Genomic DNA, 20,758 nt, shown 5'->3' with positions numbered 1-20,758 from the left:
TCACACAGGATGCGGTCTGCAGCTTAGAAAAGTGGGCAACCACATCGTAGGACGACCATGGACCTGACCCCAAAAGGGTTTTTAAAATTCACCTTCCTTCCCGGAATCGCACCGCGATTGCGCGACTTGATGGCGAGTGGGTTCCGGTATATCGCGATGTTCACGGCCTTGGTGTATCGCGTCGTCGGGTTACTGCCCGCCGGACACCCCTATCTGAACCCGGAGAATTTTGGCCGGTATGGATTGCACAACGTCGTGTTCCAGGCCGCGTCGAATTTGAAATTCGACCGTAAACACATCGACCAGGTGGTGATTTTCTTCATCCTGCTGCTCGGCTTTGTTTTGCTGGCCATGCAATTCGGCCTGCTGGCCGGGGCCTTTTTCATCGGATCCGCCAAGGCGGCGGGGGCGATGCCAACCGATTTCGTGGGCTGGTTCACCCCGGCGGACCCGACAAACGATCTGGCCTACGTCCTGCTGGACCGTGTGTTTGGCGTTCCGGGCCTGTTTGGGTCCTGCGTCGAACAGAACATTGCCTGCTTCGGCAGTTCGGTCAGCGATGGCCCGTGGCCGTTTGCGTATCACGGCGCGATGCAGAACATGTTCGCCTTGTACAGCGAAGCCCTGCTGATCGTTGCGACCATTATCGTTGGCTATCTGATCGTTACCATTGTGATGGAGACCGCGGAAACAGGCACGCCGTTTGGGCGGCGCTTTAACCGCGTCTGGGCGCCGTTGCGCCTTGTGGCCGGGCTGGGATTATTGCTGCCCGTATCCTATGGCCTGAATTCGGCGCAATATATTACGCTGTACGCCGCCAAGTGGGGGTCCGGGTTTGCGACCAATGGGTGGAACCGCTTCGTCGATAATATTTCGGCCCCGACTTTGTTGGGTGAGCCCAACTCGCTGACATCCATTCCTGAATTCCCACCCATGCCGCAGGATATTTATCAATTTTTCACGGTCGTCTCCACCTGCGTGGATGCTTATCGCACCATGTATGGCCGGGAAATTCAGGCCTATATGGTGCGCAATACGTCCAATACGCCGTCTTACATGCTGCTGGACGACATGTACAACAACCCCATGACCGTGCAACAAATCGCGGAATGGACCCGCGGGGACATGGTCATCCGTTACGGCGAATATAATCCGGAACTGTATCCAAACGAAAAAGGGTACGTCTTCCCCCATTGCGGCGAAATGAACTTCAAGATCATGTCGCAGGGTGCGCCCAGCATCACGACCGGAACGACGCTGGCCACGGAATCGCCGGTGGATTTGATCACGCGGAACTATATCAACAACATCATCCTGTTCGGCTGGGAAGATATCAAAAACCAAAGCACGGGCACCGATTTCGTCTGGATCGGTGACTGGGCCCGCAACATCAATCGCCGTTATTTGCCGCAAAACCGCGACCCCAACGCGCCGATGCCGACGGAAGAACAAAAACAATTCATCATGACCGATTATCGGTACTGGATTGAAGAATCCCTGCGTGAAGCCTATGCCGAGATGGGGAATTACCCTTGGGCGGAAGATGCCAAGATTTACGGATGGGGCGGTGCCGCCATCTGGTACAACAAGATTGCGCAGGTCAACGGCGATTTGACCGCGGCCGTGTTCAACCTGCCGCAGCCGACAAAGTTCCCGGACATTATGGAGCAGATTCAGGCTGGGCACCGCAAGGAAGACAGCGCCATCACCGGCAGCAAACGATTCGAGCCGCACCATTCCAGCAACAAGCTGGTCGAATTGCCGGACCCGAGCCAGTATCCGATCGCACAGGCCATGTATCAGGCCTTCGTCGCGTGGAACAACACGACATATGGATGCGGTGACAGTTCATACGGCGCCATTTCCAGCGACATCGGTTGCGGCCGCCGCCCCGCCACAGGCAATCAGGTGATGGATTTCATCTATGTCCTGTTTGGTCTGGAAGGGCTGTGGGACATGCGCCGCAACGAACACGTCTATCCGCTGGCCCAATTGGCATCATTGGGCCGCGCCATGGTTGAACATGGCGTGACCGTTCTGGGCTATTCCGCTGGGTCGGGCATTCTGGGTCTGGTCACCAGCGGCACCATGGTTGGCGGCATGGGCAAGGCCGTGTCCGGCTTCCTGCTGGGGATTGGCATGATCGGGCTGAGCATCGGGCTGGTGCTGTTTTACGTGATTCCCTTTATGCCGTTCCTGTATTTCTTCTTCGCCGTTGGCGGGTGGGTCAAGGGCGTGTTCGAGGCCATGGTCGGCGTCCCGCTGTGGGCGCTGGCGCACCTGAAAATTGATGGCGAGGGCTTGCCGGGCCGCGCCGCCATGAACGGCTATTATTTGTTGCTGGAGGTGTTTATCAGACCCATCCTGATCGTCTTCGGGTTGGTTGCATCAATCGTGGTGTTCTATGCCATGGTGCGCACGCTGAACAACATGTTCGACATCGTCGTGTCCAACCTGGCCGGGTTTAACCACACCAACGCCCAGGCCGTGGCCGCCAACAGCACGGGCAGCATTGCCTATTACCGCGGCATTATTGACCAGTTTTTCTATACGATCCTGTATGCGCTGGTCGTGTACATGATCGCGCAATCCACATTCAAGCTGATCGACCTGATCCCGAAGAGCATCCTGCGCTGGATGCATGGTTCGGTCGAATCCTTCGGCGACCAGTTGCAACCGGCTGCGGAAAACCTCACCCGAAACGCCTTCCTGGGGACCAACTCTGTCTTCAGCTCCGGCGGCAGCATTATCGGCCAGATGACCGGCCGTGGCGCGGGCTGGGGCGAGAATGCGGCCGGGAGAATCTAAATAAGGGCCCGATCATGCGCAGAACGTGCGTGATTGTGGAGAAAGACCAAGGCGTTGTGGTATAATCGGGGAAACCGGGTGGACCATAATTTTAATAAAATTTTAATAATCCGGGGCTGAACAACAGCAGTGGTGTGAGACAATAAGGCGGGGCCAGGCAAATCAATGCCAGACAATAATAAAATGAAGATCACAACGGGAATCACGACGGGGCAAGTGCTGAAATTTGCACTGCTGCCCGGGATTCTGCCGTTGACGCGGGATCTGGTCGGCACCGGATTCAGCCACGTGTCCTTCTTTATGGCGCAGGTCTTCCGCGCCGCGCGCCTGCTGCCCGCGGGCCACCCGTATTTAAGCCCGCAGAACATCCGCAAATTCGGGATCAGCAACGTTCTGGGCGAGGCCTACCGCAACCTGCAATTCAACAAATCCCACGTCGACCAGATCGTGATTTTCGCGATGGTCTGCCTCGGCTTCCTGTTGCTGTTGCTGCAGATTGGTATTTTGCTGTTCAGCCTGATGGTCCAAAGCGCCAAGGCCGCCATGCCCGCCGGGTATGGAGAGTTCTTTAAAATTCAGAATGCGGAAAGCGATATCGCCTTTATCCTGCTGGACCGCGTGTTTGGCGTTCCCGGCATGTTTACCGACGCCAATGGCGGCGGCACCTGTGTCGCCAACGGCACGCCCTGCCTTGGGTCCGCCGTTCCGGATGGGCCGTGGCCGTTTGCGTATCACGGCGCGTTGCATGACATGCTGCAATTCTACAGCATTGGCCTGATGGTCATTGCCGTCATTATCTTCCTGTATTTCGCCGTTGCCATCGTCGTTGAAACGGCGCAAAGCGGCACGCCGTTTGGCCGCCGCTTTAACCATGTCTGGGCCCCGATCCGTATGGTGGTGGCGCTCGGCCTGCTGGTTCCGCTCAGCTACGGGCTGAACGGCGCGCAATATATCGCGCTGTATGCCGCCAAATGGGGATCGAACATGGCCAGCAATGGCTGGACCCTGTTTAACGAACGCCTGACGGGTTCGACGTTGCTGGGCGACCCCAATTTCCTGATCGCGGAACCACGCCAGCCAAAGCCCAACGATTTGTTGCAATTCTATACGGTGCTGGCCGCCTGCCAAAAATCCTATGAATTGCTGGCTGAGGGCAACGTCAGCATCAACGCCTATCTGGTCCGCAGCGTGACCAAAGCGCCGGAATTTATGCTGCTGGCGGATGCCGATTGGGAGCAGGCTTTAAATTTCTATGAGAACGGCGACATTATCGTCGTCTTCGGCGAACGCGACCCCATCCGCCACAAACAGGAACCGGGTTATGTTTCGCCCTATTGCGGCAAAATCACCATGACCACGACCGATGTTGAAGAAGAAGGATCGCGGTCGATCCAGCAATCCTATTATGAGGGCCTGATCCGCACACCATGGGATCAGATCAGTAACGAAACCAACACCAGCTATTTCATCAACGCGGGCTATGCCGCGGTGAAGGAAGCCCTGCCCAACAGCACGGCCAGCAGCATCACCAACACCATGCCAACACCGCAGCAACGCGATGATCTGGTCCGGTCGTGGGATGAAAACATCGATATGTGGATTTATTACGGCGTGGTGGCCCAGATTGGTGGCGGCGATTGGCTGAACACGCAACAGGCCCTGGGCTGGGGCGGCGGCGGCATCTGGTACAACAAGATCGCACAGATGAACGGCGCGATGATTGCCGCGGCCTATAACCTGCCCTTCCCGACCAAATATCCGGCCATCATGGAATATGTGCTGGAAGAAAAGCGCAAGAAGGACAACGAGATTATCAGCCAACTGCGGTACCAGCCGACCATGTCGGACGGTGTCGCGGTGGAATTTACCGAATATGGTGCGGCCATGTCCGCCGCATTGAACCGCGCCTATGACATCTGGAACGTCGAAGCGGCGGGTCAGCCGAGCGGCGCGGAAAACATTCCGACCCCGACATCGCAAAACATCATTATCGACGTGATCAATGCCCTGTTCGGGACCGAAGGGTTGTTCAACATGCGGGATAACGCCAACACCCACCCGCTGGCCCAATTGGTCGCTTTGGGTAAATCCATGGTGGATTCGGCCATTACCAATCTGGGGATTGCCGCCGGATCCGGGGCTGTGGCCACCTTATCCAACCTGCTCAACGGCTTGTTCGGGATCGGACCACTGGCCGGGGCGTTTTCCAGCATTGCCAGCGGTGTCGCCTTTATGACGCTCAGCATGGGCTTCGTGCTGTATTACGTCTTGCCGTTCCTGCCCTTTATTTACTTCTTCTTTGCCGTCGGCAACTGGGTCAAGGGCGTGTTCGAGGCCATGGTGGGCGTGCCGCTGTGGGCGCTGGCGCACATCCGGATCGACGGGGATGGCTTGCCGGGTGATGCGGCCAAGGACGGGTATTTCCTGATCTTTGAAATCTTTATGCGGCCGCTGTTTATCGTCTTTGGCCTGATTGCCGCCGTCTCCATCTTCGCGGCGCAGGTTCAGGTGCTGAACAGCATTTTCGATCTGGTTGTCTCCAACCTGACCGGCTTCGATAACGAAGGGGCCGATGCCGCGTTGGCTGGGCAATTGGGCAACTGGGAATTTATGCGCTCCACCATCGACTATTTCTTCCATACGGTGATTTACGCGATCATCGTGTACATGATGGGCATGGCGTCGTTCAAGCTGATCACCCTGATCCCGAACCACGTCATGTACTGGCTGGGCACGAACGTCAACGGCTTCGGCGACTTCTCCGGCGACCCGGCGGAACACCTTGTCCGCAACGTGTCCATGGGCGCCAACTCTGTCAGCGGATCGCTCAGAGGGGCCGCGGGCAGCCTGCAGGGCATGTTCGCGAAACAATAACGTCCTCCGGGATAACAAAAAAACACCCGCCAATCTGGCGGGTGTTTTTTTATGGGTTCGCATGAAGCGCGGGGCGCTTAGCCGTTTCTCTGCTTCAAATGATCCAACAGAATCTGGACATTGCCGCCGCCCGCCTGAATCACGGAGGAGAAGTCGGAACGCTGCGTCAGGGACATGCTGACCCCTTCGACCATCACGTCAACGATCTTGTACCGGCCATCCTTGTTGCGCACGCGCCAATCCACCTTGACCGGCGGCTTGCCTTCGGGCGATTCAATCACGGAGGACACGATCACATCCTTCTCCCCATCCGGGCGGGAGCCCGTGGTGCGGAAGGTCTGGTTCGTGTATTCGGTGAACCGTTCGGAATAGACGTTCACGACCATCACTTTGAATTGCTTCTGATACTCGACCCGTTGCGCTTCGGAGGCCGAGCGCCAATAGGTGCCCAGCGCAAAGCGGCCAATGGTCGCCATATCAAACGAATCTTCCAGCAATTTGCGGAAGGAGGCGCGTTTTTGTTGCTGTGACAGCGACGCATCACCCAAAAACCCAATCGCCCGGCCCGCCATGGAACCAACGAAGTTTTCAGCCCCCTTTTGATCCGCAACGCGCAGGAACGCGCCGTCAACCTGATAGGCCGGACGCACGTCCGAACCGGCGGCCACGGCCGAAGACGACACCAGCGGGGACAGCAGCGCCGCCGCAGCCGCGCCCAAAACCAATCCACGCATTACACTTTTCCGATCCAGCATCAACACCTCAAACACTCCTTTATCAAACACGTCACGGGAAAATCGGCACATCCATACAGCCTTATCACCATGCACTGCAAACTTTATAGATAGTTTGACACACATCAAAGGCAAAAACATGACGATGATGACCGCGTCATAAAAAACCGAGCCTTCGCAAAAAGGCCCGGTTTCCTGAAAATTATGCGGTAAAGCGCTTATTCTTCGCCTGCGTCATAGTCGGGGATATGGCTCCCGAGAGCGCCCGTCGACATGTCGGTGACCATCGCCTCACGCCGCTGCAGATAGGCGCTGCGGGTTGCTGCATAGTAATCGAACGAGTTGCGGCGCAGATCGTCCAGCGCATCCAGCAATTCTTCGCGCGCATCGATATAAGACACGCCAAGACGGGCGTAGTACCAGCCGAATTTCTCGATATTGTACAGGTACCAGAACAGCGGATCCATGAAACCATCAACCAGCAGGCCGGTGCCATCGCGCATCGTGGTGGGTCCCAGCAGCGGTACAATGATGTACGGGCCTTGGCCAACACCCCAAACGCCCAGCGTCTGACCGAAATCTTCACGCTGATGCACATACCCTTCCATGCCGGCAACGTCGATCACGCCGCCCACGCCGATCAGCGTGTTGACCGAGGTACGGACCAGCACGTTTTCAACGCCGGCAAAATCGCCCTGCAATGTTTCGTTGGCCAGATCGATCGGGGCACGCAAGTTATTCAGGAAGTTACGAACGCCATTGCGGGCCGGTTGCGGTACGGCAAAGCGATATCCCTTGGCCACCGGACGGAACACAGCCTGATCCACCACATCGTTCACGGCGAACATCACGCGGTTATAGCCTTCCAGCGGATCGTTCGGTTCCGTGGCTTGCGTACTGCTGCATGCAGACAGGGTCAGCGCAGCAAAGCCGGCCAGAACAACATGAGAGAATTTCAAAAACGCAATACGCGCCATCATTTTACATCCCGCACAATCGAAGGGGTTTCATGGAATTTTTTAAACTTTAAGAGCAGGCTGCATGGCAAAACGCGCCACACCCCCTGAGTTAATCAAATTGGCATGAACGCCAAGTTAACAAAACTGGTCCGATGTAGCCCTTTTTTGCCTTTATTTCAAGACGTTCGGGACAGTGTGACAAAGATAATACACAGGGTGTTGCAAACAAGCATCAGCCATCTTCGAGCGTCAGCAACACCGCCCCGCCCAACAAGGCCGTGACCAGCGCCGGGGACCAGGCCGCCAGCAGGACCGGGATCTGTTGCGAAGCGCCCAGCGCCTGCAGAAAGCTGGACAGGAAGAACACCACAAACCCCATCATCACCCCGGCCATCACCATGGCCATGGCCCCACGGAAGCGTGGCGGCCGCAGCGACACTGTCGCTGCCAGCAACACCATGGCCATAAACAGCAAGGGCTGGGCCAGCAAGGACTGGAAATGGATCGACAGGCGGGTGGCATCAAACCCGGTTTGCTTCAGCGTGGCGATAAAACCCGGCAGTTTCCAGAAAGACAGTGTTTCGGGGGAGGAGAAACTTTCCTCGATCTCGTCCGCGGTCAGCTTGGTTGGCAGGGCGTAATGCTGCACCCGTTCGGCCCGCGCGCCCGGCGCGCTGATCTGCACGTCCTGTAAATTCCACTGCCCCCGGGTCAGGCGGGCGCTGGTCGCATCCATGCGGCGCAGGAAATTATTGTCGCCGTCAAAGAACAACACCATGACCCCGCGCAATTCCCAGTCGGGCAACTGGATTTTGTCGGCATGGATGATGGCATACCCTTCATCCACACCCTCGTCCACACTGGTGTCAGTGGACGGGCTGTCCAGATGATGGGATTGGCGCAGCCACAGCCCTTCCTTGAACAGGGCGATCTGGTTGCCCTCGGGCAGCAAATAGCGGTTTTCCAGCACCTGATACCGCCCCAGCATCATCGCCCCCAGCGGGTTGATGACCGCCATTTGCAGCACGCCAATCAGGATCGCCACACCCATGACCGGGGCCAGAAACTGCCAGACGGAGAACCCCGCCGCCCGCACAACGATCAGCTCGCTGCGCCGGGTCAGAACCCAGAAGGTGAACATGGCCCCGAACAGGATGGCGAAGGGGAAAATCAACTGCCCCACCTCGGGCAGTTTGTACAACCCCATCTCCAGCACGCGGGACAGGCCGACATCGCGCTTCGCCGCCCGGCGCAGCAATTCGACCGTATCGAACAGATAAACAACGCCCAGCAAAATGGCCGTGATAAACAGGAAATTCAGGGCGAAAAGACGGCCCAGATAGCCGTTCAGCGTGGCATGGCGATTGATCATGCGGCCCCCCCGGTCTTGGTGTTTTTCGCACCGGAGATGAACAGGGACGACAAGGTGCGGCACCATGGTTTTTGCCGCATGGCTTCGCTGGCCCCGCTGAGCAGATAGCCGCACAATAAAAGCGGCCCCAGCACCAGCACATCCATCAAAATCAGCCCACCAATATGATCCTGCGCCATGTTAAAGGCGGCCAGATAAAGCCCCTGAATCCCGACCACGGCGGCAATGGCGGCCACGATCCGGCGGCTTTGCCCGCGCCGATCCACCGGACCCAGCAACAGGAAGGCCAGCCCGATCACGCTGTAGGTCAGGGCCAGAAACGGGCTGATAATGCGGCGGTGGGCTTCGACCATGAAATCATGGCGGCTGGCGCGGTCATGTTCATTGGCCATGTCGGGGCGGAACAGTTCGAACAGGGTCCGCTCCTCCGGCTCGCGCCAGCGTTGGCGCACCACGCCGGATCCTTCGGGCAGATCAATCAGATAGCGGTCAAAATCCAGCCTTGTCAGGTTGCCGGTGCTTTCATCCATGGCCTGGCGGGAGCCGTCATAGACCACGACTTGCTGCCCGGAATCTGTGGCGACCATCACGCCGCGCTTGGCAATCACCGTCACCGGGGTCGGGTTTTCGGCCCGGGTATCATGGATCATCAACCCGCCCAGTTCCCCGTTGTCCAGCCGTTCCCGCATATAAACGGTCAGGCCGGGGGCCACGGCGTTGAAGACCCCTTCGCGGAACAGCAGGCTGGAATATTGCGCTTTGATCACCTGCCGCAGATGTTGCATCCCCGCCAAGGTCACCGGGGCCAGCCACGCCGTCATAATCAACAGCACAACACTAACCCCCAGCGCCAGCATCAGGGCCGGACGGGCCAGCCGGGCGGGCGACGCACCAATGGCCCGCATCACCACCAATTCGCTGTCCATCGTCATGCGGTTATAGATAAAGACAATCGCCGCCAGCAACGCGATGGGCAGGATGATTTCAAAGAAGCGCGGCAAGGCCAGCAAGGTCAGCAGCCAGAAGGCCGAGCCCGACGCCCCGGCATTGATGACCAGTTCCAGAAAGCGCAGCGACTGCGTCAGGAAAATAATAGCCGCCAGCACCACGGCAATAAACACCGTGGCGATCAGCAAGGTTTTGAGCAGATAACGGTCGAAGACAGCCATGGAAAAAGGCACGCGTCTGGGTTAAAGTTTGTCGGCCTTTATCCATACCAAGCCCGTTCCGGGCGGCAAAGCCGTAAATCTCTCAAAAAGCGGAAAAATCATGACCAAAACCGTCAAAATCACCTTTTCCAAAACGCCCCAGCCCAAATCTAAGTCCAAATCCGACACGTTGGCCGCCTGCGTTGGCGCCGATGGCACGTTCAGCTCGGAGGCCGAGGCCCTGAATAAACAAAGCGGCGGGACCATTCGCCAGTGGATGGACGCGCAAGATCATTTCAGCGGCAAGGCCGGGCAGATCGCCGTGATCGCCGCCCCGAAAAACAAGGACGGCGTGGTGCGTTACATGCTGGTCGGGATGGGTGAAGCCGCCGATCTGACCCCGGCCGAAGCCGCCGTGATCGGGGGCAAATTTTACAGCGCCCTGAAATCGACAGGCACGGAACATGCAACCCTTTTTGCTGCAGCAAAAAGCGCAGCAAAATCGGACAAAAAATCCAAAAAATCCGATGCAAAACAATCCCTTGGCGCGGATGCCCTCGCCGCCCATATCGCGGAAGGTGTGCGCCTGCGCGCCTATGATTTCGACCTGTATAAATCCGCCGAGAAAGGCAGCAGCAAAAAGGGCGAGAAGAAAGCCCGCACCCTGCAATCCGTCGATATTGTACTGGATGGCGCGACCAAGGCCGCCGCGATTGAGCGCGATCTGGCCGCCGCCGCCGCCGGGACCCATGTGGCCCGCGACCTGACCAACGAGCCGCCAAACGTGATTTATCCCGAAAGCTACGCCAAACGGATTGCAAAAATGCTGCAACCCCTCGGCGTGCATGTCGAGATTCTGGATGAGAAGAAAATGGCCAAGCTGGGCATGGAATCGCATCTGGCCGTGGGGCAGGGTTCGGCCCGCCCGCCGCGCGTGGTGATTATGCGTTATGCCGGGAAATCCGGCGGAAAAGCCACGAAATCCGCCAAGGCAGCCCCGAAAATGACCAAACCTTTGGCCTTCGTCGGCAAGGGCGTGACGTTCGATACGGGCGGCATTTCCATCAAGCCCGCCGCCGGCATGGACGACATGAAAATGGACATGGGCGGGTCCGCCGCCGTGGTCGGGTTGATGCACACGTTGGCCAGCCGCAAGGCCAAGGTCGATGTGGTCGCCATTGTCGGGCTGGCCGAAAACATGCCATCAGACCGCGCCTATCGCCCCGGTGATATTATCGGGTCGATGGCCGGGAAAACGGTTGAGGTCCTGAACACGGATGCCGAAGGCCGTCTGGTCCTGTGCGATGCCCTGACCTATGTCCAGAAACATGACAAGCCGAAGATGATCATTGATCTGGCCACCCTGACCGGGGCGATCATGGTTGCGCTCGGGTCCGAATATGCCGGGGCCTATGCCAACGATGAAACGCTGTGGACCCAGTTGCAGGACGCCAGCCGGAAGACGGGTGAAAAACTGTGGCGGATGCCGCTGGACGATTTTTATCGCAAATCGATGGTGTCCACCATCGCCGACCTGAAAAACATCAGCGGGTCCCCCCATGGCGGGTCCTGTACCGCCGCCGGGTTCCTGCAACACTTCATCGAGGGCGACACCCCCTGGGCCCACCTCGACATCGCCGGAACCGCCTGGGTCGGGGCCGACAAGCCACTGGGCCCGAAAGGCGCCACCGGATTTGGTGTTCGCGTCTTGAACCAGATGGTGATGGATTATTACGAGTAAGACGAAAACAAAATTGACCTAATCACAAACCCCCTCTACCCCGAGGGGGTTTGTTTATTCTGGATAAAATACCTGAACATACCCATGACACATACGATCTACACCGAACCTGTAGGGAAAACTTTGCGCTTTCTTGCCCTGCGCAAAGGCATGGCGTAAATCAGTCAATACCTTGCCTGTACGCTCCGCATCCGTCCCAAAAGCAGGCCCCGGGGAAGAAGCCACCCTTAACAGCCCTTTTTCCAGAACACAGAACCAGCCATACATTTCCAAAATCGGAAAAAGTCCCTCAGCATCATTGGATGCTATCGCCTGCGCATAGAGTGCTGACATAACACTATATTGGGCAGGTACATGATTTTGCAAAGCCGCACGCCGGAACCAACGATTCGCTTCCGCCTGATCCTTAGCAACACCATATGTACCTTCGCTGTACATACGGCCCAACTCAAACTGCGTTTGAGCATCTCCCCATGCACCAACATAGCGGCAAATTTCAATCGCGGCATCCCGGCGCTCAGATTCTGCAGACCCATTGATTTGCCCCAAAGCCACCTGACAATCAGTTGCGTTGTATTCCAAAGGTTCCGTGCGCTTCGCTATACGGTCCTTTTCAACCTGATACTCGTGCGCAAGGGCCTCAGTAGACCAGCGAGCCGCCAAGTACATAAAACCGAAACTCGACACGTACATGCCAAACCAGATGAGCGCCAACACTATGACGACATTGATGACCTCGCGCATAAAAGCTTTCATCCGGACCTCCGATTTAATTGGTTGCACTCTACCACAGATACACGCACATACACACTGGCAAAAGCATACGCGCCGATCAAAAAATGTCATACACCTAGCCCGTATGCGACTGTACGTATAAATAAAATCAATGGGTTAGTGTTTTGTGCATGACATACGAGCGGCACCCTCACCCCGGCCCTCTCCCGGAGGGAGAGGGGGACGATTGGGAAGGGTTTTTGGGCCAGCGGGACCGGCTCGCTCTCCCTCTGGGAGAGGGTTGGGGTGAGGGGCAAATCGAAAAGATTGAACCCGGTTGCCCCGCCCTGCTATACACCCATCACACCCCAAACAGTGATCCGATGATGCCCACACCCCCGACCCACGCCCCACTGACCATCGACCTTTTCTGTCGCGTGATCGACAATTTTGGGGACATCGGGGTGTGCTGGCGGTTTGCCCGGCAGCTGGCCAGAGGGAGAGATGGGGACCAAGGGTGTGGGGTCCGGCTGTATGTTGATGACTTCAAAACCTTTGCCCGGATCGAACCGAGGCTGGACCCGGATGCCATCCGGCAGACCATTGACGGGGTCGCCATCCTGCGCTGGACCGCGGAGGCCATCGGGCAATTTTATAACACCCCCGACCTTCCCATGGCCGATGCGGTGATCGAGGCCTTTGCCTGTGACCTGCCCCAAGCTGTCATCGCGGCCATGAAAGCCACCACCCCGAATCCGGTCTGGGTCGACCTTGAATACCTCAGTGCCGAGGACTGGGTCGATGGGGTCCATGCCATCCCGTCCACCAACCCGATGACGGGGATGAAGAAGACATTGTTCTTCCCCGGCTTCACCCCGCGCACCGGGGGCCTGAGCCGTGAGGCCGGATTGATGGATGACATCAAAACATTCCAGTCGGACACCGCCGCCCAAAATACATGGCGCGCCCGCCACGGCATCCCGGCCATTGATCCGACCATCATCGATATCAGCCTGTTTTGTTATGACAACGCACCCGTCACCGCCCTGATGGGCGTGATCGACCGAGCCGGAATCAAAACCCGGTTCCTGGCCCCCGCCGGGGTGGCCCCGACGCATATGGCGGCGCTGAAGGATTTCCAATCCGACCACGTCACCATCCATACCGTGCCGTTTTTGACGCAGGATGATTACGACAAATTGCTCTGGACCAGCCACGTCAATTTCGTCCGGGGGGAGGATTCATTCGTCCGGGCGATCTGGGCCGGGCGGCCCATGGTCTGGCAGATTTATGTGCAGGAGGAGAATGCCCACCTGATCAAACTGGGCGCGTTTTTAAGCCGTTACGGTGCGAATCTGGCCCCGGAAGACGCGGAGAAGCTTGCACAATTCACTATAATGTGGAATGTAGAAGCCCTTGAAGAGGGCAGCACCCGGGTGATGCGCGACTTTTTTGAGGCCCTGCCCCGGCTGGGCCCCCACGCGCGAGACTGGGCCAGCACCCTTGCCGAACAGGCGGATCTGGCCGACCAGCTGGTCCGCTTTATCCGGAACCAAAAAGATCAAAACTGATATAAGGACATTCATACGATGAAAATCGCTCAAGAACTTCGCTCCGGCAACGTTGTCACCATGGAAGGCAACCTGATGCTGGTGACGAAAGCTGAATTCAGCAAATCCGGTCGTAACGCGTCCGTGATGAAACTGAAGATGAAAAACCTGATCACCGGCAACACGACCGAAGGTGTTTACCGCGCCGACGACAAATTTGAAAACGTCGTTCTGGACCACAAGGAAGTGAAATACTCCTATAACGACGGCGACAACTATGTGTTCATGGATGCCGAGTACAACCAGTACGAAATCACCCCGGATTACATGGAAGACGCCCTGAAATATCTGGAAGATGAAATGCCGTGCGAAATCGTCATGTATGACGGCCGCGCCTTGTCCATCGAAATCCCGACGAAAGTCGTTCGCGAAGTGACCTACACCGAACCGGCCGCCCGTGGCGATACATCCGGTAAAGTGATGAAGCTGGCGAAGCTGGCCACCGGTCATGAAATTTCGGTTCCGGCCTTCATCGAAATCGGCGAAAAAATTGAAATCGACACCCGCACGGACGAATACGTTTCCCGCGCGAAATAAGGTTGATTTTTGAATGGCTTAAACCCCCTTCGCCCCAGTGGCGGAGGGGGTTTTGTCTTGCACCATATCCGTCTCTTGACGGTGCGGGCGCGGAGGCGCAAGACTACCCATCCAATCATAAAAAACTGACGGAACAAGGGAGCGCACCATGACGCATTTTTCATTCACCAGCCAAGCCGGACAAACCGACCACGCCAGCGATATCGTGATCGTTCCGGTGTATGACAAGCGCGCCCCGGGCGTGGCCACCATGATCGCCCCGGCACAAATGGGCGCGGCCATTCAACACGCCATGACCACCGATTTGCATTTTCAGGGCAAGACCGGCCAGACCCTGACCGTGCCCGCCCCGGCAGGCAGCAATTTCAAGAAAATGATTCTGGTCGGCATGGGCGCGACCAAGGGCATGGACAGTTTGCGCGCCGAAACGATTGGCGGAAAAATTTATACGGCGGTCGCCGCAACGGGCATGACATCGCTCACCATTCTGGCCAATGATTTCAGCGGGGCCAATGCCCATATGGCCGCCGATCTGGCCCATGGTTTTGTGCTGAAATCCTACACGTTCGATAAATACAAATCCCAGGCCCCGCAAGCGCCGGATTACACCATTCGCATCGCCCTGCCCAACCCGACCCCGGCGCGCGAAAAATTCGCGCAATTGGCCCCGGTCGCGGCGGGGGCGTTTTTGGCGCGTGATCTGGCCAACGAACCGCCCAACGTTCTGACCCCGAAAACCATGGCCGAACGCGTGCGCGTGGCGATGGAACCGCTGGGGTTAAACCCGGAAATTATTCACGAAGCCGGGTTGAAAGCCTTGGGGGCCGGGGCCTTCGTCGCCGTGGGTCAGGGCAGCAGCCCGGACAAGCGCCCGATGATGGTCGTGCTGCGCTATAACGGCACGGGCAATGACACATCACGTCCGCTGGCGCTGGTGGGCAAGGGGCTGACCTTTGACACGGGCGGCCTGTCGTTGAAAACCAACATGTCGAATATGAAGTTCGATATGGGCGGGGCCGCCGCCGTGATTGGCGCGATGGCCGCACTGGCCGGACGCAAAGCGCCCGTGGATGTGGTCGCCGTTCTGGGGCTGGCCCGCAACGATATTGGCCCGGATGCCAATTGCGTCGATGACATTGTCACCGCGATGAACGGCAAAACCATCGACGTGCAAAACACCGATGCCGAAGGGCGTCTGGTTCTGGCCGATTGCCTGACCTATGTGCAGCGCCGCTTTAACCCGCACACCGTCATTGATCTGGCCACACTGACCGGGGCGTGCAAAGCCGCCCTTGGCAGCACGATGTGCGGTGTGTTTTCGAATGATGAAACATTATCCAAACGCATCCGCGCCAGCGGTGCCAAAGTGAGCGAGCGCGGCTGGCCCATGCCGTTGGGCCCCGAATTTTCCGCGGCCATTCGCGGGACATACAGCGATCTGGTCAATATTGGCAATGGCGGACCGGGGGCCAGCACGGCGGCCGCGTTCCTGCAGGAATTTATCGAAGGCAAAACCAAATGGGCGCACCTTGATATTGCAGGTGTGGCCAATGGCGTCTTCGGTCATCCGACCATGCCCGATAAAATCGGCACCGGGTTTGGCGTGCGGTTGCTGAACCAATTGATCATGGATCATTTTGAGAAAAAGCCGAAAGCCCCAAAAACCGAAGCGGCACCCGCGCCAAAAGCGTGATAGAAAGACCAGATGAGCGAAATTCGTTTTTACCATCTGCAAACACAGGATCTGGGGCAAGCTTTGCCCCAGGTTTTGACCAAGGCCATTAGCGGCGGGAAACGTGTGATCGTCCGCCTGCCCAATGATGATCTGGCCGAAAAAATGGCGGCGCATTTATGGACCTATAACCCCGACTCCTTCCTGCCCCACGGCACAAAGAAAGACGGGTTTGCCGAAGACCAGCCCGTGTATATCACCGCCGGAAACGACAATCCGAACAAGGCCGATTTGCTGATCACCGGGTTGGGTGTCGCGCCGGAGGATGTCGACCAATTCGCCTTGGTGTGCGAATTTCTGGACGGGCATGACGAGGCCCAGATCACCGCCGCACGGCAGCGGTGGAAAACATACAAAGACGCGGGCCACGCCATCACCTATTGGCAGCAAACGCCAACGGGCGGATGGGAGCAGAAGGCGTAAACGCCCTCTTCCGTACAATCATCACAGTGTAAAAAAATCATCCCGCCATTCGTTGGAACAGCGGGATGATTGAATGTGGTTTGATCTGTTTGGCTTAGTGTGCCGGAGCAGCCTCAGCCGGTGCGGCATCCGCCGCAGGGGCTGCTTCAGCCGCCGGGGCCGGCGGCGCCAGTTCGGCTTCTTCCGCCGAAATCTGCGAGGCAGACGGCAAGCCCGCCGGAGAATCAGACAATGTGCGCAGCCATGCAATCACAGCGGCACGATCTTCCGGCTTTTTCAAACCGATGAAGTTCATTTTCGTGTCGGCGATATAGGCCTTCGGTTTCCACAGCATGTGGTTCAGGCTGTCGTAATCCCATTTGCCGCCTTTGGCTTTCATGCCATCGGAATAAGCAAATCCAGCCAAGTGCGCTTTGTTCGCGTTCACGATGCCATACAGGTTCGGGCCGATGCCGTTGGCGCCGCCTTTGTTGAAGCTGTGGCACGCCGCGCAGGCCTTGGCCGCTTGTTCACCGCGTGCAACATCCGCAGAGGCCAGCATCGCCAAAATCGGTTGCGGGCCCGTCGGGGCGGCAACACCAGCGGCGCCATCTTCGACGACGCCTTCGATTTTGTATGCATTGTCATGCAGTTTGTGCGGATGAATTACCGTGTGGGAAATGAATCCCGTCAGGCTGGCGACAATACCGGCCACCAGCACGGCGGCGAAAATTTTGTTGAATTCCATGTTGTCCATGGTGTGCGGACCCTAATCTCAAAAACGCGTACGGAAAGAAAGGTTTAACCTGTGGCTGGCCGTTTGGCCCCCACCCCTTGCGGTATACAGATAAACGGACAAAAAGCCAAGAGGGGGATGCGGGTGGAATGCGGGGGATCATGGGACAAATTCAACATTATGACAAAATATTTCACCTAGGCGACCCGGTTTGAAGCCCCTACACTATCCGCATCGTTTTTTCAGGCCCCGTTCAGGGGCCCCACCCCCAAACCCGAGGATTTTCCCATGGCAACCCACGCCGAACTGGCCGCCCGCCTGCTGCGCGACGCCGCTTTCTTCTTCCGCACCGTGGCCGAACAGAACCCGGTCCTGAAAGACCAGATGGAAGAAAACGCCACCGTGTTTGAACAGGTGGCGAACATGGTCGAGGTCGATCCGCTGGGGCATTTGCCGGATGGGGAGTGATGGAGCCGCCGGGGCTTAAGTGAAGAAATAGAGCCCGGTTGTTTTACTGCGCCAGAGAAGCCAAGCCGCCAGTACGGCGAAGAAACCATCTAGGACAAGCATCATTATCACGAATGGGAGCGAAGTGATCTTGCTCATGGGGGCGTACCCTATGAGCGATAAGAAAAACCACGCCGAAAATATAAAAAAATACGCCCACACCCAAGAAGGCGTATTCTTAATCCGTTCACTCACAGGGACAGTATAGGGCGTCGCATTTTTTCCAAATAAAAACACAATGCCACACAAAACACTAAACGACACCCAGAGCAAAATATGCACGGCCTCAAATTGTTTATCGAAGCTCATTGCATTTGTATCTGACAACAGCGTCAACAAGGCAACCGAAGAGACAAACAAGGTGGTCAGGGTTCGATTAAGCAGCACAATCCATCGTTTTTGCTGCTTATTAATATAAAACGCGTCCCCCGGCCCACGCCAAGGATAAACAATTTCTAGGCCACCGGGAACTTCTCTAAAATGTGGGCGCTCGCCACTGAAAAGAGCATCACAGATTTTCTGCCCAATGTTCTTTTCCATGCAGTGACCCCGTTTATTAAACTGGCTCTACCCGAAACGTCGTTTCATCTTTTAATCCAATGATTTTCACCGATGCCCCGGCAGGCGCATCAGGGCCGACAACGGCCCATGTGGTGTCGCCCACGCGGGCACGGCCGCGGCCGTTTTCGATGGCTTCATCCAGAACGACGGATGTGCCGATATAACGGGCATGGACGTTGCTGCCGATGCCGCCCGGTTCTTCGCGGGTTTTTTGCGATATGAAACGGCGGGAGATGAAATAGGCCGCAACGCCCAGCACGCCGAATAACGCGATTTGCACCGGCAGGGTTAGCACGGGGGCCACAAAAACGATCACGCCCACAATCGCCGCCGCCAGACCGATCCAGAGGAACGCAAAGCCCGGCAGGATCATTTCCATCACCAGAAACAACGTGGCGAGGGCGAACCAGCCCCAGAATAAATTGAGTGTATCCATGATTATCGTTCCGCCTTTATCCGTTTATTGATTGCGGCGAAACGCCGCGGGCCAGCCCCAGAATAAGTTCAGTGTATCCGTGATCAAACATCCTGCTTCATTTCAATTTTATCCTTTCGTCATACCGGCGAAGGCCGGTATCCATTGGATAGACCGTATGGATTCCGGCCTTCGCCGGAATGACGTGAGAGGCTATTCCTTCCACGGGCTTTTGGTTGCGGCGGCGGTGTCGCGCGCCGAGCCGGCGTCGCGGATCAAATCGGTGATGCCGCCCAGTGCGCCAATCACGCCGGAGGCTTCCAGCGGCATGAAGACCAGTTTCTGGTTCGGGGAAATCGCAAATTGTTTCAGCGCGTCCACATATTGCTGGGCCACGAAATAGTTGATGGCATTCACATTCCCGTTCGCAATCGAATCCGACAGCATTTGCGTCGCGCGGGCCTCGGCTTCGGCTTCGCGTTCGCGGGCTTCGGCGTCGCGGAAGGCGGCTTCTTTGCGGCCCTCGGCCTCGAGAATGGCGGCTTGTTTTTCACCTTCGGCGCGCAAGATCTCGCTTTGGCGAATCCCTTCGGCCTCCAGAATGACCGCGCGGCGTTCACGTTCGGCCTTCATCTGGCGCGCCATGGAATCAACCAGATCGCGCGGCGGGGAAATATCACGCACCTCGATCCGGGTGACTTTGATGCCCCATGGGGCTGTGGCTTCGTCCACCACGCGCAGCAATTGATGATTGATCTTTTCCCGTTGCGACAGCAATTCATCCAGATCCATCGACCCGATCACGGTCCGCAGGTTTGTCATGGTCAAATTGAGGATGGAGAGGTTCAGTTCGGAGACCTGATACGCGGCCTTCACCGCGCTCATCACCTGAAAGAACACAACGCCATCGACTTTGACCATGGCGTTGTCTTTGGTAATGGCTTCCTGGGAGGGCACGTCCAGCACCTGTTCCATCATATTGATGCGCGCGCCGATGCCTTCAACAAAGGGAATGATCAGATGCAGGCCGGGGCCCAGTGTGCGCGTGTAACGACGGAACATTTCCAGCGTGTATTCATAGCCCTGTGGCACCGTGATGACGCCCTTGAACGCCACGAACAGGAACATGATAAACACGATAAAACCGAAGGAAAGAAAGCCATCCATGGAGAAAAATTCCTTGTGTTGAGGAGCGCTAAACGCGAAGAGGGAATTATCAAGAAACTACATTTTTGTGCCGACGATATAGGCCGCGATAAACGCAATAACACCACACGCCACAGCCCCACCCAGCGCCATGACCGTGCCGGAGATACGCACGCCTTTGCGTTCATAGGTTTTCAGCGTCATGTCGACGCAGCGGTTGTTTTTTGGATCGGTGTATTTTTGTTTGATTTCGACGCGGCAATATTCGTCCGTGGCGAACAGGCCTTCCGCCTGCTCCACCGCTTTCGTCATGTCGGAAAACGAATCGTGTTTTTTCCAGCGGTCGCCCGAGGCCCCGCCCGATTTCTGGAACGTATAGACGCTGTATTCAATCGCGCCCGGTGGTGCAGATTTCTTTGCAGAATCGCGCAAAGCGGCTGAAGGCATTGAAAACCCCTTCCTTCGTCTCAAATATCAATTTCAAAAAACACACACCCCGGCGCTTGGAGAAAGCGCAGGACTCTCCATCCCTGAATTTTGGCTAAAAACTTTAATAAAGCGTTAACGGGGCCCTTTTTATCCCCCGCTCCCTTATATCCCCTCCAAGAGGGAAGGAGAGGATTGAGAAAAAGCCCTCCCCCCGCCCGAGGGGGGAGGGTTGGGTGGGGGGAGGCCGCAAGGCATCTCATAAAACCCCATTTTCCGTACTGATCCCCGCTTGTATAGGCCGGAGTCTGGGGATAAAATAGTGAACAAGGCGCT

General features: G+C 57.0%; 18 protein-coding genes. 8 read left to right on the top strand and 10 right to left on the bottom strand.

The annotated features are described in order from the left end of the window. Positions 1 to 57 precede the first annotated feature (57 nt). Complete coding sequence (locus ACSC94_RS10960; RefSeq protein WP_435640878.1) at positions 58 to 2,808, top strand: DotA/TraY family protein; 2,751 nt, start codon at positions 58 to 60, stop codon at positions 2,806 to 2,808. A gap of 183 nt (positions 2,809 to 2,991) precedes the next feature. Next, positions 2,992 to 5,682, top strand: coding sequence for a DotA/TraY family protein (locus tag ACSC94_RS10955; protein ID WP_435640877.1), 2,691 nt, complete (start codon positions 2,992 to 2,994; stop codon positions 5,680 to 5,682). 77 nt (positions 5,683 to 5,759) lie between these two features. On the opposite strand, the gene ACSC94_RS10950 is transcribed toward ACSC94_RS10955, so the two are convergent. From ACSC94_RS10950 to lptF, 4 genes are all read right to left on the bottom strand, one after another. Continuing rightward, positions 5,760 to 6,416 carry an MlaC/ttg2D family ABC transporter substrate-binding protein gene (locus ACSC94_RS10950; RefSeq protein WP_435640876.1) on the bottom strand — a complete coding sequence of 219 codons (657 nt, stop codon included), beginning with the start codon at positions 6,414 to 6,416 and terminating at the stop codon, positions 5,760 to 5,762. A 218-nt stretch (positions 6,417 to 6,634) separates the two neighbouring features. Further along, entirely contained in the window at positions 6,635 to 7,396 is a 762-nt protein-coding gene (locus ACSC94_RS10945) for an MlaA family lipoprotein (RefSeq protein WP_435640875.1), read from the bottom strand. 211 nt (positions 7,397 to 7,607) lie between these two features. Next, positions 7,608 to 8,747, bottom strand: coding sequence for an LPS export ABC transporter permease LptG (gene lptG / locus ACSC94_RS10940; RefSeq protein ID WP_435640874.1), 1,140 nt, complete (start codon positions 8,745 to 8,747; stop codon positions 7,608 to 7,610). After that, positions 8,744 to 9,916: an LPS export ABC transporter permease LptF gene (gene lptF, locus ACSC94_RS10935; protein ID WP_435640873.1), complete on the bottom strand. Its 1,173-nt coding sequence runs from the start codon at positions 9,914 to 9,916 to the stop codon at positions 8,744 to 8,746. Before lptF ends, lptG begins: the two co-directional genes overlap by 4 nt. Positions 9,917 to 10,016: 100 nt before the next feature. On the opposite strand from lptF, the gene ACSC94_RS10930 reads away from it, so the two are divergent. After that, positions 10,017 to 11,636, top strand: coding sequence for a leucyl aminopeptidase (locus tag ACSC94_RS10930; protein ID WP_435640872.1), 1,620 nt, complete (start codon positions 10,017 to 10,019; stop codon positions 11,634 to 11,636). Positions 11,637 to 11,690: 54 nt separating this feature from the next. Here the strand turns inward: ACSC94_RS10930 and ACSC94_RS10925 are convergent, their stop codons facing one another. After that, positions 11,691 to 12,392, bottom strand: coding sequence for a tetratricopeptide repeat protein (locus tag ACSC94_RS10925; RefSeq protein ID WP_435640871.1), 702 nt, complete (start codon positions 12,390 to 12,392; stop codon positions 11,691 to 11,693). 341 nt (positions 12,393 to 12,733) lie between these two features. Here ACSC94_RS10925 and earP point away from each other — a divergent pair, with 341 nt between their 5' ends. The 4 genes from earP (at position 12,734) to ACSC94_RS10905 (ending at position 16,652) form a co-directional block, all read left to right on the top strand. Next, on the top strand, positions 12,734 to 13,921 hold the full coding sequence (earP, locus tag ACSC94_RS10920) for an elongation factor P maturation arginine rhamnosyltransferase EarP (RefSeq protein ID WP_435640870.1): 1,188 nt from the start codon (positions 12,734 to 12,736) through the stop codon (positions 13,919 to 13,921). 18 nt (positions 13,922 to 13,939) lie between these two features. Further along, a complete protein-coding gene (gene efp / locus ACSC94_RS10915; protein ID WP_435640869.1) occupies positions 13,940 to 14,497 on the top strand; it encodes an elongation factor P in 558 nt (185 codons plus the stop codon). A 148-nt stretch (positions 14,498 to 14,645) separates the two neighbouring features. Then, positions 14,646 to 16,190, top strand: a complete 1,545-nt coding sequence (locus ACSC94_RS10910) for a leucyl aminopeptidase (protein WP_435640868.1) — start codon at positions 14,646 to 14,648, stop codon at positions 16,188 to 16,190. Positions 16,191 to 16,202: 12 nt separating this feature from the next. Continuing rightward, the gene (locus ACSC94_RS10905) at positions 16,203 to 16,652 is read left to right on the top strand and encodes a DNA polymerase III subunit chi (protein ID WP_435640867.1); all 450 of its coding nucleotides are present in this window, start codon (positions 16,203 to 16,205) and stop codon (positions 16,650 to 16,652) included. A 94-nt stretch (positions 16,653 to 16,746) separates the two neighbouring features. On the opposite strand, the gene ACSC94_RS10900 is transcribed toward ACSC94_RS10905, so the two are convergent. Further along, positions 16,747 to 17,388, bottom strand: a complete 642-nt coding sequence (locus ACSC94_RS10900) for a c-type cytochrome (protein WP_435640866.1) — start codon at positions 17,386 to 17,388, stop codon at positions 16,747 to 16,749. A gap of 267 nt (positions 17,389 to 17,655) precedes the next feature. Here ACSC94_RS10900 and ACSC94_RS10895 point away from each other — a divergent pair, with 267 nt between their 5' ends. After that, entirely contained in the window at positions 17,656 to 17,835 is a 180-nt protein-coding gene (locus ACSC94_RS10895) for a hypothetical protein (protein WP_435640865.1), read from the top strand. A 15-nt stretch (positions 17,836 to 17,850) separates the two neighbouring features. Here ACSC94_RS10895 and ACSC94_RS10890 read toward each other — a convergent pair whose 3' ends face one another. The 4 genes from ACSC94_RS10890 to ACSC94_RS10875 form a co-directional block, all read right to left on the bottom strand. Continuing rightward, positions 17,851 to 18,414, bottom strand: coding sequence for a hypothetical protein (locus ACSC94_RS10890; RefSeq protein WP_435640864.1), 564 nt, complete (start codon positions 18,412 to 18,414; stop codon positions 17,851 to 17,853). Positions 18,415 to 18,430: 16 nt separating this feature from the next. Further along, on the bottom strand, positions 18,431 to 18,871 hold the full coding sequence (locus ACSC94_RS10885) for an NfeD family protein (RefSeq protein ID WP_435640863.1): 441 nt from the start codon (positions 18,869 to 18,871) through the stop codon (positions 18,431 to 18,433). Positions 18,872 to 19,063: 192 nt separating this feature from the next. Continuing rightward, positions 19,064 to 20,017 (bottom strand): SPFH domain-containing protein, encoded by a 954-nt coding sequence (locus ACSC94_RS10880; protein ID WP_435640862.1) that lies wholly within the window; start codon positions 20,015 to 20,017, stop codon positions 19,064 to 19,066. 57 nt (positions 20,018 to 20,074) lie between these two features. Further along, entirely contained in the window at positions 20,075 to 20,443 is a 369-nt protein-coding gene (locus ACSC94_RS10875) for a hypothetical protein (RefSeq protein WP_435640861.1), read from the bottom strand. Positions 20,444 to 20,758: the final 315 nt, after the last annotated feature.

The sequence above is a fragment of the Micavibrio aeruginosavorus genome, assembly GCF_051245535.1.
Taxonomy (GTDB): Bacteria; Pseudomonadota; Alphaproteobacteria; order Micavibrionales; family Micavibrionaceae; genus Micavibrio; species Micavibrio aeruginosavorus_D.
Note: the sequence above shows the minus strand (reverse complement) of the source record. Positions and strands in the feature narration are given on the sequence as shown.